At 38.9% G+C, this 18,435-nt stretch carries 16 protein-coding genes; 4 read left to right on the top strand and 12 right to left on the bottom strand.

Annotated elements, in window-relative coordinates; translation table 11 throughout:
* Positions 1-42: 42 nt before the first annotated feature.
* The 8 genes from B3317_RS14065 to nspC form a co-directional block, all read right to left on the bottom strand.
* Complete coding sequence (locus B3317_RS14065) at positions 43-939, bottom strand: diaminopimelate dehydrogenase (protein ID WP_291112689.1); 897 nt, start codon at positions 937-939, stop codon at positions 43-45.
* 61 nt (positions 940-1,000) lie between these two features.
* Complete coding sequence (locus tag B3317_RS14060) at positions 1,001-1,690, bottom strand: DUF2461 domain-containing protein (RefSeq protein ID WP_291112687.1); 690 nt, start codon at positions 1,688-1,690, stop codon at positions 1,001-1,003.
* A gap of 178 nt (positions 1,691-1,868) precedes the next feature.
* Positions 1,869-3,254, bottom strand: coding sequence for a phosphoglucosamine mutase (glmM, locus tag B3317_RS14055; RefSeq protein WP_291112685.1), 1,386 nt, complete (start codon positions 3,252-3,254; stop codon positions 1,869-1,871).
* 8 nt (positions 3,255-3,262) lie between these two features.
* Entirely contained in the window at positions 3,263-3,862 is a 600-nt protein-coding gene (locus tag B3317_RS14050) for a DUF4827 family protein (RefSeq protein WP_291112683.1), read from the bottom strand.
* A 27-nt stretch (positions 3,863-3,889) separates the two neighbouring features.
* Entirely contained in the window at positions 3,890-4,921 is a 1,032-nt protein-coding gene (locus B3317_RS14045) for a DHH family phosphoesterase (RefSeq protein ID WP_291112681.1), read from the bottom strand.
* Positions 4,922-5,079: 158 nt separating this feature from the next.
* Positions 5,080-6,660, bottom strand: a complete 1,581-nt coding sequence (locus B3317_RS14040; RefSeq protein ID WP_291112678.1) for a ComEC/Rec2 family competence protein — start codon at positions 6,658-6,660, stop codon at positions 5,080-5,082.
* Between the two features lie 39 nt (positions 6,661-6,699).
* The gene (rpe, locus tag B3317_RS14035) at positions 6,700-7,353 is read right to left on the bottom strand and encodes a ribulose-phosphate 3-epimerase (RefSeq protein WP_291112676.1); all 654 of its coding nucleotides are present in this window, start codon (positions 7,351-7,353) and stop codon (positions 6,700-6,702) included.
* Between the two features lie 416 nt (positions 7,354-7,769).
* Positions 7,770-8,912 carry a carboxynorspermidine decarboxylase gene (gene nspC, locus B3317_RS14030; RefSeq protein ID WP_291112674.1) on the bottom strand — a complete coding sequence of 381 codons (1,143 nt, stop codon included), beginning with the start codon at positions 8,910-8,912 and terminating at the stop codon, positions 7,770-7,772.
* 651 nt (positions 8,913-9,563) lie between these two features.
* Here nspC and B3317_RS14025 point away from each other — a divergent pair.
* A complete protein-coding gene (locus B3317_RS14025; RefSeq protein ID WP_291112672.1) occupies positions 9,564-10,271 on the top strand; it encodes a hypothetical protein in 708 nt (235 codons plus the stop codon).
* A 33-nt stretch (positions 10,272-10,304) separates the two neighbouring features.
* The gene (locus B3317_RS14020) at positions 10,305-10,946 is read left to right on the top strand and encodes a thiamine diphosphokinase (RefSeq protein WP_291112670.1); all 642 of its coding nucleotides are present in this window, start codon (positions 10,305-10,307) and stop codon (positions 10,944-10,946) included.
* Positions 10,947-10,955: 9 nt separating this feature from the next.
* Here B3317_RS14020 and B3317_RS14015 read toward each other — a convergent pair whose 3' ends face one another.
* From B3317_RS14015 to gyrB, 3 genes are all read right to left on the bottom strand, one after another.
* Positions 10,956-11,384 (bottom strand): SufE family protein, encoded by a 429-nt coding sequence (locus B3317_RS14015; RefSeq protein WP_291112668.1) that lies wholly within the window; start codon positions 11,382-11,384, stop codon positions 10,956-10,958.
* Between the two features lie 2 nt (positions 11,385-11,386).
* Positions 11,387-12,379 carry a M28 family peptidase gene (locus tag B3317_RS14010; RefSeq protein WP_291112666.1) on the bottom strand — a complete coding sequence of 331 codons (993 nt, stop codon included), beginning with the start codon at positions 12,377-12,379 and terminating at the stop codon, positions 11,387-11,389.
* Between the two features lie 136 nt (positions 12,380-12,515).
* Positions 12,516-14,471: a DNA topoisomerase (ATP-hydrolyzing) subunit B gene (gene gyrB, locus B3317_RS14005; protein WP_291112664.1), complete on the bottom strand. Its 1,956-nt coding sequence runs from the start codon at positions 14,469-14,471 to the stop codon at positions 12,516-12,518.
* A gap of 221 nt (positions 14,472-14,692) precedes the next feature.
* On the opposite strand from gyrB, the gene B3317_RS14000 reads away from it, so the two are divergent.
* The gene (locus B3317_RS14000; protein WP_291112662.1) at positions 14,693-16,234 is read left to right on the top strand and encodes a CotH kinase family protein; all 1,542 of its coding nucleotides are present in this window, start codon (positions 14,693-14,695) and stop codon (positions 16,232-16,234) included.
* Positions 16,235-16,319: 85 nt separating this feature from the next.
* Here the strand turns inward: B3317_RS14000 and B3317_RS13995 are convergent, their stop codons facing one another.
* The gene (locus tag B3317_RS13995; protein WP_291112660.1) at positions 16,320-17,078 is read right to left on the bottom strand and encodes a glycosyltransferase family 2 protein; all 759 of its coding nucleotides are present in this window, start codon (positions 17,076-17,078) and stop codon (positions 16,320-16,322) included.
* A 180-nt stretch (positions 17,079-17,258) separates the two neighbouring features.
* Between B3317_RS13995 and B3317_RS13990 the strand changes: the two genes are divergently transcribed.
* On the top strand, positions 17,259-18,314 hold the full coding sequence (locus B3317_RS13990; protein WP_291112658.1) for a glycosyltransferase family 9 protein: 1,056 nt from the start codon (positions 17,259-17,261) through the stop codon (positions 18,312-18,314).
* Positions 18,315-18,435 lie beyond the last annotated feature (121 nt).

Below are 18,435 nucleotides of genomic sequence, written 5' to 3'. Positions count from 1 at the left end.
TTGTAACATGCAATACCCTATTCTTAATTCTTCATTAATTTTTTACACCAATTTCTTTATCAAGGCTTCTTTGTCGCCATATATATAATCTATCACCGGTACCTCGATCATTGTATAAGCACCCGGCTTTTGTTTCAAAGTAGCACGTGCCGACGCCACAAGTACCTGAGCAGTAAGAGCAGGATTATTTATCTTCATGTTGAAGTCCAGAAGCTGATTCTGCGTATCTCCTGAAACACCTTTACGCACCATGTTTACACCATGTCCCATATCTTTGAGGTTATCTACACATTCTACCTGCATTACATGCGTTTCGTCATGTGCGAAATAGTCGTCAGCTTTGATCGCTGCCGCTACATCAGCAAAATTATGTCCGTCTTCCACTTCGATATAGACCATACGGCGATGAATTCCCGTACCCACAGGAATAGTCATGGATAATGCTGCTTTCACTCCTTTTATGGCTTTTACGGCAACCGTATGCCCCATACTCATACCCGGACCGAAATTAGTATATGTGATACCTTTAGGCGCCATAAATTCAAACATGGAGCGAACCATAGAATCCGTACCCGGGTCCCATCCCGCAGAAATGACAGACACTGCGTTGTTAGCCTTGGCTACTGCATCCAGCGACCTGCGTAAAGCGACAATCCCTCCGTGTATATCATAGCTGTCTACGGTATTGATTCCGGCAGCAAGACACTCTTTTGCATATTCTTCGACACTGCGTGTAGGTGTACAAAGAATTGCCACCTCTACGTCTTTCAGTTCTTTTACTGTCTTTACTACAGGATATTTTTTCAGTTCGTCCGGAACATTGTTGGGGTCACGGCGTACAATACCCGCCACTTCGAAATCCGGTGATGATAGTATCGCATCCAATACATATTGCCCGATATTTCCGTATCCGACAATTGCTGCTCTGATTTTTTTCATTGAAATGTATTTTTAATTATGAATTAAGAGTTATGAGTTGTAAGTTAAAGACATTTACGGATTAGTCCACCGTTACTTCCTTCATAAAGTTATAGAGCCATTCCATAGCTACAAAGTCGTCTTTCATCAGGTTAGCAAAACCGGCTGAGAACAACTCTTCCCCTACCGGTCTGTGCTTGCTCACCCATATGCCTTTGCGATGTATCCATGGCTGAAAATATTCAGGTAAATCATTAGGTATAGGACGTTTATACTCCTCTCCATTTATAACATACCCCCTGTCTAATACTGACTTTTGTGTCACTCGCCGGAATTCTTCTGCATCATAGGTTATTTCTTCCCTGAATGCATCCATTACTTTCTTCTTCGGTTGGAAAAGACCTAATCCGAGAGTATATCCCTCTCCTGATATTTCCAGATAGTAGCCTGGATAATCTTTCCAGACATCATTTGTCACCGGAATCTGGAATGCCATCCACATAAAATCTTTATACGGATCTTTGTTTTTCGAAAAGCGGACATCCCGGTATATTCTCGACAGGCAGCGATGCGGCCGCAGTTCGAATGACGGGTCTATATTATGCATAACAGGCGATAATGTGGTAACCAATGCTTTTAATGGGTTCAAGACCTCCTTCTCGTAGATATGCTTATGTTCGTTGAACCATTCTTTATAATTATTCTCTTTCAGGTCGTTAAAGAACCTGAACGTCTCCGGAGTAAAACCTTTAAATGTTTCTATTTTAGCCATATTATATTTACTGAATAAGCAAAAGATAGTATTTTATGCAACATTATTTAATCGTAACCAGCTATTGTTACTGCATATACAAAACTAATAAATCAATCTGCGACTTTACATAAAAAAAGGATAACAAATCTATAAAGAAAAAGATTGTTATCCTATATTTTTTATGCATCAGCCTTATTTATTTTGCCAACTGCCTGATTACATTCATTATCTCGCCGCCTATTTCTTCGGCCTCTTTCATCGTATGCGCTTCGGAATATACACGGATAATAGGCTCGGTATTCGACTTGCGAAGGTGTACCCATTTATCGGGAAAATCTATTTTTACACCATCTATATCTGTTACATCATATTCGCTGAATTTTTCTTTAACGGCTTTTAGGATACCGTCCACGTCAAGTCCGGGCGTTAGTTCTACCTTCTGTTTTGCTATATAGTACTGCGGATAAGATGCCCGTATCTCACTTACTTTCTTTTTTTCGTGTGCCAGATGCGAAAGGAATAAAGCAATACCCACCAGCGAATCGCGTCCGTAATGGCTTGCCGGATAGATAACCCCTCCATTTCCTTCTCCGCCTATTACGGCATCGGTAGCTTTCATCTTGGTAGTCACGTTTACTTCACCTACAGCAGCAGGGTTATATTCACAACCGTATTTACGGGTCACATCACGCAATGCCCTGCTCGAACTAAGATTGGATACGGTATTACCCGGAGTATGCTTCAATACATAGTCGGCTACTGCAACCAGCGTATATTCTTCACCGAACATTTCACCATTCTCGCAAATAATTGCCAGACGGTCAACATCGGGATCGACAACAAAACCGACATCAGACGATGTGGTTTTCATCATTATCGATATATCTTTCAAGTGCTCTGGAAGTGGTTCCGGATTGTGCGGAAATTCACCATTAGGAGTACAGTACAATTCATTAATTTTATTTACACCCAATGCCTTTAACAGCTTGGGAATAACGATTCCACCAACAGAGTTGACACAGTCGACGGAAACTTCAAAATCTGCTGCTTGAATGGCTTGCACATCGACCAAAGCAAGATCAAGAACAGCCTGTATATGTTTATCCGTATAATCTTTTTCTTTTATACCGCCAATATGGTCGATATGCGCATAATGGAAATCTTCGCTTTCGGCTATGCGAAGAACCTCTTCACCTTCCTTTGCATTGAGAAACTCTCCATTTTCGTTGAGTAGTTTCAGTGCATTCCATTGCTTTGGATTATGGCTTGCTGTAAGGATGATTCCGCCGCAGGCATGTTCCATAGCTACGGCCAGTTCGGTAGTAGGAGTTGTCGCCAAACCGATATTTATCACATCAAATCCCATCCCCATAAGCGTACCTACAACTATCTGTTCCATCATCTTACCCGAAATACGGGCATCGCGACCAATCACAATAGCATTAGAGCCATTTTTTACATTCTCCCTTATAAAAGATGCGTATGCTGATACGAATTTCACCGTATCTAGCGGATTGAGACCATCCCCGACTCTTCCGCCGATAGTCCCACGTATTCCTGATATAGATTTAATTAAGGCCATTTTCTTATTTATTCTTTAGTTTCATCCAATGTAAACTGGTATATCAAACGACCATAAAACAGAGGGATGTAATTTGCCTGCTGATAAGTAGAACCATTTGCAAACGGGACAATCAGACTAACTTCAGCCCCATTCCCTAAGCCCTGCTCCAACGGCAATACACATGCCTGAGACAAGAAATAATACATCTGGAGCTGATAAGTAGTGGATGTACTACTCCCCATATAAGTGGACGAATTCCCATAACGGAAAGTCATATATGTGCCCTGAAAATTATTTACTGCTATAGTATCATTTTCATTCAGCAAATTAAGGATATTCTCATACCTGAGATACACATCTGTTTTTCCTTTTACCGGCTTATCGTCATTACCCGGATCGATAACCCGGAAATAAACGCCGGTGCTCCCATCCAGATAATACTCGTTATCAGCAAATTTATGATCGGCAGGATATGTTCCTCTCGTCGTAATCTTATTATCATTTATAAAGCGTTCGATACCTTTCTTTTCTTTTTTCAGTTTATCAGCATATGTTTCTCCGCCACAAGCAGAAAAAAGAATCGCTAAGCTCATAAAAGTAAATATTGCGCCAATAATCTTTCTCATGTATTCTTATTCGTATTTAGTAATTACTTATTTCTTATTTAGTAAATCAGCATATTCCGGCAATGCTTTTTCAAATATGGCTATTGCCTCATCCATTGTCCCGTAAAACTCTCCTCCTGAAGCATTAAGGTGTCCTCCGCCATTGTAACATTGAGCCGCAAACTTATTGCTGGGAAAGTCCTTCTGAGAACGAAACGAAATTTTTATCATTTCATTGTCCTCACGGATAAAAACAGAGAAAATAATTCCTTTAATATTTAAAGGCAGATTGGCGAAACCCTCCGTATCACCTTTCCTTACTTTATATCTTTTCTGTTCTTCGTTTGTGAGCCATATCAATGCGGTGTTGTATTCAGGATATATCTTCATCTTTTCAGAAAGGGTAAAACCCAGCATCCGGTAACGGTCTTCCGAATAGTTATGATAAACGTTCGAATATATCTGATCTTTATTTATCCCTTTTTTCAATAATTCGCCGATAATATAATAGATCTCGGCACTATTGGAATTATAGGTAAATGCCCCCGTATCAGTCATCATTCCAGTATAGATCGCAGTAGCGCTTTCATGGCTCATCACCTCAAAATCACCCATCCGACAAATAAGGCGGAAAATAAGTTCACTGGTCGATGATATTTCGGGATATGAAATCATCACATCACAAAAATCAGCAGGTTCGGGATGATGGTCTATCAATACCTTCTTCCCTTTTGCCGCTTCAATGAAAGGCCCTAAATGATAAGACCGTTTCGGCACATTAAAATCGAGACAGAATATCAATTCGGCCTCAGCAATCAGTTTTTGGGCAAATTCAGGATATCTCTCATATTCGAGAATATCCTTTGCACCAGGTATCCATTTCAGAAAATCAGGGAAAGAATTAGGGACAATTACATTTACATTGTTACCTAAATCGTTCAGATAATGATATAATCCCAAAGATGATCCAATAGCATCACCATCGGGTGACACATGCGTCACAATCACTATTTTATCATATTTATTGAGTAACTCTTCTACCTCTGTTATTTTCTGACTTGCTATTATCTTTGAAATCATTCACTTATACTTTTTCCTCTAACCCTGCGTTATGCAGGCACAAAAATACTAAAAAAACAAACTAAACACACCTTTTTGAACCATATCGTTATAAAGAAAGTTCTGTTTTTGACATTCTTTAGATAATTTGGATTGTATATCCCTTGAAAATGAAGTACCTATATACTAACATTATGGTATATCCGAACTATAAAAAACAAGAGTATGGAGAGCAATCCGAGAATCAATCCTTTAGGCTTTTTGTAAATAAAAAACACAAGAACACCTATTATCAACGTATATATTAAAATCATATCCGGAAATGATATTTTCGCATCGTTGACCAAAGCGAATGGTAAATTCTCAAAGAAACTGATAATACTTGTCATCAACCCGACTAAACCCTGTAATATTTTTACAGGCAAGCAGTAAAAAGCAGCGCTTAAATCCGGCATTATCAGACTCAGCAATTTAGCCAGACCAATACCTCCCACGGCATAGGTTATCGATGTTACCAACGGTATAATCAGTAAATTAGTAACAAAAAAATAAGTAGGAAATGTGCCAAAGTAATATAAACAAAGAGGGAATGTCGCCAGCTGCGCCACAACAGACAATACGAACATCTGCCATATATTTCGCAAATATTTATTCTCCACCTTCAATAACCCTGAAACTTTAGGTAATAAATATAATATGGAGAGAACAGACATAAAGCTCAACTGGAAACCTATGTCAAATAATGAGAAAGGATTTATCAACAGGATAAAGAACCCGGCTATATATAAAGCATGCAGGGAAAAGCTTTTCCGTCCGAAAATCTCCGAAGCACAGAATACCGTGAGCATCGCACTTGCCCTTATCACCGAAAGCGGCAAACCGGTAATAAAAGCATATACCCATAGCAGAACAATTATCAATAAGGGTTTCAGCCAATAATATCTTGTACCTTTGCGAATAAACCCGAGTAGAAAATTTATCATCAGGTAGATAATGCCGACATGCAGTCCACTGACGGAAAGCACATGTACCGTACCCGTAGTCCTGAATCCCTGCTTTACATCATCTGTCAGGCCATCCTGATAACCAAGGGTCAAAGCCGACAAAATACCATATTCGGTATCATTAAATCCTAACGACTTATAAAAGTCCATGATATGCTGACGGCAGCGCAATGCCGTATATTTCAGAGATAAAGACACTTCTCCTGTTGTTTGCCACAAATGCCGAGAGATATAAGCAGAGCCAACAAAGCCCTGATTGTACATATAGTACCTGTAATCGAAATCTCCAATGTTCTGAAATGGTTGTATTTTTCCCTGAAAAGAAAAGGCATCTCCGGGCTGCAGCCTGCTGTTATTCAATGTATCTCTTTGAAAATAACAAACTATCAGTTTATCTTCGCCGGGCAGGTACACCCTGTACGCTGTCGTTTTTCCTTTCTCCTGCGGCGTATCGGCAACAATACCTGTATATACCTGTACTTTATCCGGATATTCGAATCCTGATTTTTGCTGACGTAAGGTTGTGGATACGATACCAACGCTTATCAGAAATAAGCAAACTCCCGCACCAAACAGCCAACGCCAGCGAAATTGCCTGTCTTCCGGTATAAGGTATGAAAAAAGCATAGCCATCAGCCCTGTCAAGGAGAAAGCTATGCCTGAATATTCTATCTTTAAATAATACTGTAATAAAATCCCAGCTATTAGCGGAATAAGAAAAAACAGGAATGGTATTCTGGAAAACGGATTCTTCATTCCCGCCAGTCGAAAGAAGGCCTCAGACCTATTTAGTTATTATTTAATACTTTTCAGTTTATGTATCATTTCCGCAGGATTGGCATCTGCGAATACCGCGTTACCTGCCACGAGCACATCGGCTCCGGCATCGACAAGTTGCTTTCCTGTCTGCAAGTTTACCCCACCATCGACCTCGATCAAAGTCTGCAAATTCCTTTTTAATATCATTTCTTTCAAACGGGAAACTTTAGTGAGGGAATGCTCAATAAATTTTTGTCCGCCGAATCCCGGATTCACAGTCATAAGGAGTACCATATCCACATCCTGCAATATATCCTCGAGCAGAGAAACAGGCGTGTGCGGATTCAATGTCACTCCCGCTTTCATTCCTGCTTCATGTATAGCTGCAACCGTGCGATGCAGATGGGTACAAGCCTCGTAATGCACATTCATCATATATGCCCCGGCATCCTTTACCTGCGATATGTATTTATCGGGATTGACAATCATCAGGTGAACATCCAGCGGCTTCTTTGCAATCGTACTGATTTGCTTTATTACCGGGAAACCGAACGAGATATTAGGGACAAAACTACCATCCATTACATCGCAATGAAACCAATCGGCTTCACTATTGTTTATCATCTCCACATCTGCCTGAAGATTCAGGAAATTAGCGGAAAGAAGAGAGGGTGCTATTTTGTGAGACATGTCTACAAATTATAAATTAGAATTATGAGTGTAAATATAGTAAAAAAAGGGACGGGACGGTATAGAAAAGGCCGAATTTGAGATTCAGCCTAACATCATACTTTTTCAACAAAAAAGCACAAGCTGTTAATAGCCTGTACTTTATTTCATTTATCTGTTTTTCAATTAACACAAAGTCCATTTATAGTATCCGGTAAGGATTTGTCTACATAATGCACCCGTGCAAATTGTTTAAGAAAGTCCAGTGTTTTCTCAGAAGGTGCGACAACCTTCTCTTCATTTTTTTCAAAATGTTGACATTGCTCAGGTGTAAAGATTTTCTTCATAGGCGATTTCCGTTTTTTTAGAGTTATATTAATGAAACGCCTGTATAAAAGTCTTATTGCCTACAACCTCATTTTTAACATTTTACCAAATCAACTCATTCTATTCTTATAATCCTCATAATCGAACTCACGATAGATTTCCAGTTGGTTATATTTGTTCCAAAGCGCGATAGCAGGATGCGAGATACCGTTAAACATAGTTGTTTTCACAATGGTATAATGTATCATATCCTCAAAAATAATCCTGTCGCCAACCAAAAGCGGTTCGTCAAATGACCACTCCCCTACAAAGTCACCGCTAAGACAGCTGCTCCCCCCCATTCGGTAAGTAGGCAGTCCCTCCACCGGCTCATGATACGCCCCCCTGATATAAGGTTTATATGGCATTTCGAGACAGTCGGGCATATGACAAGCAAAAGACACATCGAGTATGGCTGTTTTAATTCCGCCATTATCAACAATATCCACCACTGTGGAGACTAATATTCCTGTCTGCCATGCAAAAGCGCTTCCGGGCTCCATCGTAATTTCAAGGTTCGGATATTTTGCTTTAAAAGACAGTAACAAATTTATAAGGTGTTCCACATTGTAGTCTTCACGGGTCATCAGATGACCTCCGCCCATATTGAGCCATTTTATTTTTGGGAGAAAGTGTCCGAATTTCTTCTCTACCTGTTCCAGCGTTTTTTCCAAATCGTAGGAAGACGATTCACACAACGTATGAAAATGCAAGCCCTCCACCCCTTCGGGCAACTCATCTCCAAAATGGCTGGCGGGAACACCCAGACGGGAACCCGGAGTTGCGGGATTATACAGATCCGTTTCTACTACCGAATATTCGGGGTTGATGCGGATACCACACGAAACTTTCTTTCTATGCTTCAGTGTTTCCGGATAGAAACGTTCGTACTGAGATAAAGAATTGAACGTAATGTGGCTACTATATCGCATGAATAGAGGAAAGTTATCCGGAGTATAAGCCGGAGAGAATGTATGGGCAAGGCTACCCATTTCCTCATATGCCAATTGTGCTTCAAATACCGAACTGGCCGTTGAATAAGGAACATATTCGCGGATGATGGGAAAAGATTTCCACATGGCAAATGCTTTGAATGCCAGTATTATATTTACTCCCGCCCGTTCTTTTACCGATTTGATAAGCAAAAGGTTCTTCCTGAGCAATTCTTCTTCCATGACAAAACATGGAGATGGTACTTTATGTATTTCTATCATGTAATTATTAATCTATATTTTTTCGCTTGCAAAGGTCGCTATTTTTATTGAATAGTGGAGAGATACGGTTCATAAATTATATACCAGTCATATTAACCCTTATTTTCTTCTGAAATTTCTTTCCTAAATGTTTGAAAATTAATATGTCTATTCTCACAAGAACTTTATCTATATAATAAAACGAATACGAGATCTTTGAAATTCTGGAAAAAGAGACATCTGTAAAAATGAAAAAAGCTGTTACTTTTGTTACTTTTTAGTAAGTAATAGTTTTAAGTAATAAGTAAAGAGGTACGAGTAGACAAGATACGAGATACAAGTTGTTAATTGTAAAAGGTGTAACCTTTGTTACCTTTTTGCGTCTTTGCGAGAGAATATTGTTCACTGATGACTGTTTACTGTTAACTGATATATCTGTTACCTTTGTTACCTTTTGGGGACGTTACGAGTATACAAGACACGAGATACAAGTTGTTAACTGATGACTGCTAACTGTTCACTGTAAAATGTGTTACTTTTGTTACTTTTTAACTATACATAGTTAAAATATGTAAATAATAAATATCTATTTACTCTCGCTTTTAATCGTTAAAATCATTTTTTCGTATATTTGACATATTAACAAAACTACAAACACAAACATATTGAATTATGAAAACAACTGTATTAAAGCCGGCTATTTTCGCAATTCTCGTATTAATGGCTTTCATCACAACAACGGCTCAATCCACTTACACCGAAATTTACCCGAATATTAAGGTGGCAATTAGTAGCGAAAAACTAAGTATCAGTCAGTACAGTTCCAAATTTAAAGGCTCTATATTGGATTATACGGAAACTAAACCTGACGGGACACAGGTACAGGCAAAAGCTTACAGGCGCAATTCCAATATCGAAATATTCGAAAGGCCTGCATACCCTGCCATCCATACCATTTATAAAGAATTTTATCCCAATGGAAATCTAAAGCAAAAGGGGGTATTATTGCCTTTGCAGGTAAAAGTCGGTAAATGGATTGAATGTGATGCCCGTGGCGACTGTTCAATCATAGACCACGAAAGTGGGCGGAATGCTTTCGGATATAACGATGTATTAGAATATCTCGAATTTGAGGGCGTTTACAACAAAACCGATGGCAATATATGGAAATGCACATTCTGGCACACTCCTGAAAGCGAGACATGGGGTGTAAGAGTCGATAAAAACGGACAGCAATACAAGATGTTTAACTTCGACAGCACAGGGCAAGAAGAAGTGAAAGAGTTTGACCTGTCCGGTAATTCCAATACGGCTACACCTGTCGGCTCATTCGAACAAAATGAGGAAACAGATGGATTAAAAAACCGAACTAATCGCTAACTTTGCTGTTCTATAGGCTATAGAACACTAAGAATGAAAAGATACAACTTACCCTATCCATACAGGGAAACGGAAACAGTAATATTAGCGAATGGAGAATTCCCTACACATCCTATTGCTTTGGCAATATTGAATAATAGCAAATATCTTGTTTGCTGCGACGGCGCTATTAATAATCTGGAAAAGACTAATTTAATACCGGATGCTATTGTTGGCGACTGCGATTCGCTATCGGAGGATAGCTTATCAAAATTTGCAGATATCATACACCGCATTGCCGAACAGGAAACAAACGATCTGACAAAAGCGGTACAATTCTGTATAAAACAGGGGAAGCGAAATATAACTATTTTGGGAGCCACAGGCAAAAGGGATGACCATACAATAGCAAATATCAGCCTGCTATGTGAATATATGAAAGATGCCGATGTGGAAATGATTACAGATTACGGGATATTTGTCGCTATTGACTCTGACTCTGTATTTGAAAGCAAAAAAAAGCAACAGGTATCACTTTTCTCTATTGACAAAATACCTCTTACCACACACAATCTTGCATATGCGGTAAATAATCACATATTTACAAATTGGTGGCAGGCAACGCTGAATGAGTGTACAGGCAATGAGTTTACAATAGAGACAAAAGGCCGGACCGTGGTATACCGGGCATTTTGACAGGAAACATTATCCCATTTCTTTTGCCTTGTACGCCATGGCATAGAAACGGATTTGTTTTATCATTGAAACCAATCCATTGGAACGGGTGGGGCTCAGATTTTCTTTCAAACCGATCTTTTCTATAAAGTAAAGGTCTGCATTGATGATCTCATCGGGAGTCCTGTTTGATAAAACCTTAATTAGCAAAGCAATTATCCCTTTCACGATAACAGCATCGCTCTCTGCCTTGAATACAACCCTGCCATCGACATAATCGGCTTGCAGCCATACACGGCTCTGGCAGCCTACTATAAGATTGTCTTCGGTTTTCGATTTATCATCCAGCTTATCAAGGGAGTTACCCAGTTCTATGAGCAGCGCATAACGATCCATCCAATCGTCGAACATGGAAAACTCTTCTATTATTTCGTCTTGTATCTCGTTTATTGTAGTCATTCTTATTTCTCCTTATAGATAACCTCCAGAACTGTCTGTCCGACAACCCCGAGTGTTTTTTTGCTGATATTGCTCATATCGTCTTTCTGGGTATGCCACGAATGGAAGAACCCATGTTCTGTATTTGGTCTGTAATCGATAATATCTACACTTGGAATTCGGCGTACCTCATTCACAGGTACATGGTCATCAGTAATCATACCGATTTCCTCTCCTTTGAAAAATGGTCCGTAGTTCATTTGGCTAGCAGTACTCCACACTTTCTCTACAATGTTCTTTGCATAAATGCGCGAATATTCTTCTTTGTAGAAAGTAGCCTCGTCAGCTCCTACCATATCGAGTAAGATACCATACTTAGCCTTATAGTTAGGCACATGTGGATTTTTAGACCAGTATTGAGAGCCTAAGCACCATGTATTCCCTTCGATAACAGATTTCTCTGCAAAATCAGGTATCCCATAATCTTCCGCATCGAAGAAAATGATATCCACTCCTACTTCCGGAGATTGAGACTGGATTATACGGGCTATTTCAAGCAACACTCCTACTCCACTGGCGGCATCGTTGGCTCCTAATACCGGTTTGTGGTAATTGTCCGGATTAGGGTCGTGATCTGAATAAGGACGTGTATCCCAATGAGCAAAGAGCAATACCCTGGTCTTTTTATCCAGTCCGTAGGAGCCTATTATATTACGGGAATTCAGCTTTGTTCCATCATATGCAGTCAGCACCATCTTTTGCTCCTGCACATCCGCCCCGAAACGCTTCAGTTCGCCTACAAGATAATCGCCGCAGGCAACATGCTGAGGGGTATTAGGTACACGAGGGCCGAAAGCGACTTGCTTATCTACAAACTGATATGCACTATCAGCATTGAAATCGGGCGAAACTTTCTGGTATGCTTCCACTGGTTTTGATGTAGAAGTCTTATTATTACATGCACAGGCTATCAGCGACAGCATAAGGCACACAGCGATAATATTCTTAAAGGTCATTTTATTTACAGTTAAAATATACAGATGCAAAGATAAGAAATGATATGATATCCTTAAAGTCATTTTAATATTATCTGATAAAGGCTATTACAAAAAAAGCCGCATTTCTGCGGCTCATTCTTATCGTCAAAATCCCTTAGGCATCAATCTTGGCATAAGTGGCATTTTCTTCTATAAACTCACGGCGAGGGGCAACATCTTCCCCCATCAGCATGGAGAAAATATGATCGGCTTCGGCAGCATTCTCAATTGTCACCTGACGTAAAGTGCGATGGTCCGGATTCATTGTCGTATCCCAAAGCTGGATAGCATTCATCTCTCCAAGACCTTTGTAACGCTGTGTATGGATCGAGTTTTCATCACCATCGCCATATTTATCGATAAAGGTACGGCGCTGCCTGTCATCCCAGCAGTATTCTTCCACTTTTCCTTTCTTACATAAGTAAAGCGGCGGAGTAGCGATATACACATACCCTTTCTCCAGTAAAGTTTTCATATGACGGAAGAAGAATGTAAGGATCAATGTAGCAATATGGCTACCGTCCACATCCGCATCGGTCATTATCACCACTTTATGGTAACGCAGCTTTTCCAGATTCAATTCCTTCGAATCTTCTTCGGTACCAATAGAAACACCAAGCGCTGTATATATATTCTTGATCTCGTCACTCTCCAGAACTTTATGAGGCATCGCTTTCTCAACGTTCAATATCTTACCCCGTAGAGGCAGAATGGCCTGAAATGCACGGTCACGACCCTGCTTTGCAGTTCCCCCCGCAGAGTCCCCTTCGACAAGGAATATCTCGCAACTGGAAGCATCTTTACTGGAACAGTCAGCCAGTTTACCGGGAAGACCTCCACCTGTAAGCGGAGATTTACGTTGTACCATTTCACGGGCTTTACGTGCAGCAGCACGAGCCGTAGCGGCAAGTATAACTTTTTCAACTATAATCTTAGCTTCTTTCGGATGTTCTTCAAGGAAATGCCCTAAAGCTTCACCTACAGCCTGATCTACAGCTCCGATAACTTCATTGTTTCCGAGTTTTGTTTTGGTCTGTCCTTCAAATTGCGGCTCTGCTACTTTGATAGAAACTACAGCTGTAAGACCTTCACGGAAGTCGTCTCCACTGATTTCTATTTTGACTTTTTCCAGCATCTTCATATCATCGGCATACTTCTTCAGAGTACGCGACAATGCACGACGGAAACCTGTAAGGTGAGTACCGCCTTCGATAGTATGGATATTATTCACATAGGAATAGACATTTTCATTGTAGGAAGTATTATAAGTCATCGCTACTTCTACAGGAACGCCTTGCTTCTCTGTCACAATGTGTATAACATCATCGATAAGGGCCTCTTTTGAAGCGTCGATATAGCGTACAAATTCCTCCAGTCCTCTTTCGGAATAGAATACATCGGTGCGGAAAGTCCCGTCTTCTTTCTTCTGGCGCAAATCTGTCAACGAAAGACGAACTCCCGCATTCAGGAAAGCGAGTTCGCGAAGACGTGACGCTAATGTATCATATTTATATTCGGTAACTGTGAATATCGTATCGTCCGGTTTGAAAGTGATGGTTGTACCATTATCCTTTGTCTCACCGATTCTTTCAACAGCAGTTAATGGTTTGCCACAAGAATACTCCTGCACATATATATTACCCTGCTTATGAATTTCGGCACGCAGGTGTGTAGAAAGAGCATTCACACATGACACCCCCACACCATGAAGGCCACCCGAAACTTTGTATGTTCCTTTATCAAATTTACCTCCGGCATGCAATACGGTTAGCACAACTTCCAGAGCCGACTTCTTCTCTTTTTCCATGATATCCACAGGGATACCTCGCCCATTATCCTTTACTGAAATAGAATTATCCTCGTGAATAGTAACTTTAATATCGTCACAATAACCGGCTAAGGCTTCGTCAATAGAGTTGTCAACAACTTCGTACACCAGATGATGCAAACCTTTTTCGCTGATATCCCCGATGTACATCGCAGGTCTTTTTCTTACAGCCTCCAGACCCTCAAGCACCTGAATATTCTGCGCCGAGTAAGACTCGCCTGCCATTTTTTGTTTCTCTGTCATATCTATATCTTGCTATTTTTTTAGATGGATACCCACCTGTTGTTTTGCGTTCAAAAATCTAACAAATATACGAATTTTTATCGGGAAAAACAAGTAAATAAGACACCCTTTTATTATTCAAAATATAGGATAAAATATCAATTAAATATGAGGATATATTTGATTATTCGATTTTCTTACTTTCTTTGTAAAAGATAAATGCACCTTATATATCCAGCTTCATGAAAAACAAAATTTTATACTTTACGATCTCCTTATTTTTGCTTTCAATAATTAGTTGTTCCGACAAAAACGATGAAAAAGAAGATATTAAGTATTTGAGTCTGTCTAAAAATGAATTGCCCTTCAGCAGACAAGGAGGAGCACAAACTTTTTCAATAAAATCCAATACCGAATGGAAAATAATTGCAGAAGAAAATGACTGGATAACCATCAGCCCTTTAAGTGGGAAAGGAAACATGAACATTACAGTAAATGCATCTGAAAATACAGATGAGACTGTACGCCTGATATCATTATCAATAAAAACCGCAGAGAGATCTGAGACAGTAAAAATTACTCAAGAGGCTGCGCCTCCGGTAATCCCTGATCCGGAAGGATACCATTATCCTCTCTTGACGATTAATACCGAGAATGGAAACCCGATTACATCAAAAGAGGATTATATAAATGCCACTATTACGCTTCAATCCAGGGACGAAAAAGGTGAAACTATAGAAACACTGCTCGAAGTAAAAACTGAGATAAGAGGTCGTGGAAACAGCACATGGGGGATGGACAAGAAACCATATCGTCTAAAATTAGACAAATCCAGTGAAATACTTGGTATGCCTAAAAACAAACATTGGGTTTTGCTAGCGAATTATTCAGACAAAACCTTAATGAGAAATGAACTCGCTTTTGAAATTAGCCGGCGTATGGGATTTGCCTATACTCCACGTATGGAATATGTAGATGTCGTTCTCAACGGTGACTTCATCGGTAATTATATGATCGGAGAACATATAAGAATAGACAAGGACAGAGTAAATATAGCTGAAATGGGGCCATCGGACACAAATATCTCAGGCGGATACCTTCTGGAGATAGACGAACGGAAGGGAGAACCTGTATGGTTCGAAACCGAAGAGGCTAAGATGGTGTTTTGTGTAAACAGGCCTGAAGATATCCCAGACAATCAAAAAGAGTATATCCGTGATTATATTCAGAAAATAGAAAATATCATTTATGGAAAAAATGACATCAATACTATATCAGAATTACCCAAATACCTGGATATGAAATCCTTCATTGATTATCTGTTATTAAGTGAATTATCAAAGAATGTTGATGGAAATCTTCGTCTAAGTACTTTTGTCTACAAAGACAGGGATAATGATAAATTATACTTTGGCCCTGTATGGGACTACGATATCGCTTTCGGGAATGTAAATTATGAAGACTGTGAAATTACAACCGGTTGGTATGCACGAATTAAAGCTGCCTGGTATCAAGAATTCTTTAAGCATCCGGAATTTGCTAAAATGGTTGCAGATCGCTGGATCGAATTGCGAAGCGATAAGCTCAGTAACCTATATCCATTTATCGACGAATTAGCAGATAGGATGGAAGTATCTCAGTATAAAAACTTTAAGCGATGGCCGATATTAAACGAAGCTGTATGGCCAAATCCTATTGTAACAGGAAGTTATCAGGGAGAAGTCAATTACTTGAAAGATTGGCTTACCAAGAGAATCAACTGGATAGATCAGGAATTGAAGTAAGTCTCAACTTATATTATAAAAATGAGGGTATTGTAATTGATATAATACCCTCATTTGTTATATCTGAGTGTATACTAAATTATAATTACCATCTCTTTGATATCTTATTAATAAGCTTTTTCACTTTTAGAACAAACTTCAATTCTTTATACTTCTTATTATCAATAAATCCATATTTATGCTTTATCCTATAATAATCGGAGTAGAAATCAAAGAATGAAGAGGATATACCACCTAATCTGAAATTAGATATTACAACATCCACTTCTTCCAAATCTACACCCTGAGTCACGCATCTGCAAATAAAATCATAGTCAGCTAATACTTTTACAGATAAGTCGAAAGCCCCGAATTTATCATAGACAGCCTTTGATACGAAGAAAGTTGAATGCGGTAATACGCTCTCAGAGATGAAAGCAGCACCACGCCGTTGCACATTAAATATCTTATCATCTTTCCAAACCCGTTCAATACCATATATCATACAGTTAGACCTATTTACTTCTCCATCAGTAAATCTATCCCACATTACTTCCAATGCGTTATCTTCATACCAGTCATCAGAATTTGTAATCCCTACAAGCTCTCCCTGCACTAAAGTAATCCCCTTATTCATTGCATCGTAAACACCTTTATCCGGCTCGCTCAATATTCGTACACTTACTCCTTTCTGCTCAAATGCTGGTATATAACTTTTTATTTTCTCCACTGTATTATCTTTGGAGACTCCATCTATGATTATGTATTCAAAATCAGAAAACGTTTGCCTGAGTAAGGCATCAATTGTTCCATGAATTGTATTTTCCGAATTGTAAGTAGGTGTTATTATCGAAATCTTTGGCATATCTTTTTATTTAAAGAAACACAAAGATAAATATCTTTTTTTATTATTGGATAGTACCATCTTTATCTATATAATTTACATTAGATATTATCAAATATCGGGCAAGTTTCGCCTAGAACAAGACAAAGCTCAGCCTAATATTATTATATTTACATGCATTTTAGAAAACACATACAAATAATGGCAAATACTTTAATTATCAGATATCACAGGATAGGCGACGCTTTAATAGTTTTACCCTTAATTGTATCTCTGGCGACAAAATATAAAGATGACACCTTTACAATACTTACAAATGAGCGGTTCAATACCTTTCTGGAGGTAATGCCTCCGAATGTTGTATTTAAACCTATGATATCCAAGAAATCGAAAGGGGTTTTCAGGGGTCTGATCTTCTCAATGAAGAAACGTCTTTTTTCGGCAAAAATGAGGTCTTTTGCCAGCTCATTTGACAAAATAGCTTTTCTACAATATGATATCATTGAGCAGAAATTACACAAAAGTATTCTTCAGAATAATCTTAATATACAAATAGCCCTAACTGATGAAAACAGATTTTTTTCCGAAGAAAGAATACCCAATAAATGTAATGATGGTCTGACCATGATTGATTTACACAAAGAGGCACTTGCCTGTTTAGGCTACAATGGGCTTCAGCCGGCATTCAATCCGGGGATAATAAAGAATAGAAATTCGGATAAATTATTTAACAAGCTGAATATTAACTCTAAGAAAAAATTAATTGCAATATCACCTTTCTCTAAAGAAAACACGAAAATATATCCATTGAATAAGATGGAAAGTATAATATCACACCTTAGCAAAAAAAACAAATATCAAGTATTAATATTTGGTGGAGGAATCAGGGAGAAAAGGCAGGTAGATATCTGGATCAAAAAATATCCTTCAGTAATCTCACTTATTGATCGTATTTCTTTCGATGAAGAAACAACCGTGATGTCTAAATGTGACATCGCTCTTACAATGGATTCTGCGAATTTGCATTTAGCAGCATTATTAGATGTACCGGTAATCAGTATTTGGGGAGCCACCGCACCGCAAAATGGCTATTATCCAGCTAACCTGGGACGAAAAGATGCTTTAATTAAAGATCTAAGCTGCCAGCCTTGTTCCATATTTGGAAATAAACCTTGCACTAATCCTAAAGTATATGATTGTCTGGATATTGATCCGAAAATAGTAATACAAAGAATAGAAGACACGCTCTCCAATTAATTCGGCTATTCTTCTTTATAAGTAAACATACAACTCTAAGAAGGCCCAATCCTTCTTATTAGTTATTTGTATATTGATATATGAAATGATATCCATACAAAAAAGTCCCTCACTGCTATTA

The organism is Dysgonomonas sp. UBA7710, assembly GCF_002482385.1.
Lineage (GTDB): Bacteria > Bacteroidota > Bacteroidia > Bacteroidales > Dysgonomonadaceae > Dysgonomonas.
Note: the sequence above shows the minus strand (reverse complement) of the source record. Positions and strands in the feature narration are given on the sequence as shown.

Bases quoted from the DNA above. Each gene is read 5' to 3' on its own strand.
- B3317_RS14065 (WP_291112689.1), bottom strand. From the start codon at position 939: ATGAAAAAAATCAGAGCAGCAATTGTCGGATACGGAAATATCGGGCAA.
- B3317_RS14060 (WP_291112687.1), bottom strand. From the start codon at position 1,690: ATGGCTAAAATAGAAACATTTAAAGGTTTTACTCCGGAGACGTTCAGG.
- glmM (WP_291112685.1), bottom strand. From the start codon at position 3,254: ATGGCCTTAATTAAATCTATATCAGGAATACGTGGGACTATCGGCGGA.
- B3317_RS14050 (WP_291112683.1), bottom strand. From the start codon at position 3,862: ATGAGAAAGATTATTGGCGCAATATTTACTTTTATGAGCTTAGCGATT.
- B3317_RS14045 (WP_291112681.1), bottom strand. From the start codon at position 4,921: ATGATTTCAAAGATAATAGCAAGTCAGAAAATAACAGAGGTAGAAGAG.
- B3317_RS14040 (WP_291112678.1), bottom strand. From the start codon at position 6,660: ATGAAGAATCCGTTTTCCAGAATACCATTCCTGTTTTTTCTTATTCCG.
- rpe (WP_291112676.1), bottom strand. From the start codon at position 7,353: ATGTCTCACAAAATAGCACCCTCTCTTCTTTCCGCTAATTTCCTGAAT.
- nspC (WP_291112674.1), bottom strand. From the start codon at position 8,912: ATGATAGAAATACATAAAGTACCATCTCCATGTTTTGTCATGGAAGAA.
- B3317_RS14025 (WP_291112672.1), top strand. From the start codon at position 9,564: ATGAAAACAACTGTATTAAAGCCGGCTATTTTCGCAATTCTCGTATTA.
- B3317_RS14020 (WP_291112670.1), top strand. From the start codon at position 10,305: ATGAAAAGATACAACTTACCCTATCCATACAGGGAAACGGAAACAGTA.
- B3317_RS14015 (WP_291112668.1), bottom strand. From the start codon at position 11,384: ATGACTACAATAAACGAGATACAAGACGAAATAATAGAAGAGTTTTCC.
- B3317_RS14010 (WP_291112666.1), bottom strand. From the start codon at position 12,379: ATGACCTTTAAGAATATTATCGCTGTGTGCCTTATGCTGTCGCTGATA.
- gyrB (WP_291112664.1), bottom strand. From the start codon at position 14,471: ATGACAGAGAAACAAAAAATGGCAGGCGAGTCTTACTCGGCGCAGAAT.
- B3317_RS14000 (WP_291112662.1), top strand. From the start codon at position 14,693: ATGAAAAACAAAATTTTATACTTTACGATCTCCTTATTTTTGCTTTCA.
- B3317_RS13995 (WP_291112660.1), bottom strand. From the start codon at position 17,078: ATGCCAAAGATTTCGATAATAACACCTACTTACAATTCGGAAAATACA.
- B3317_RS13990 (WP_291112658.1), top strand. From the start codon at position 17,259: ATGGCAAATACTTTAATTATCAGATATCACAGGATAGGCGACGCTTTA.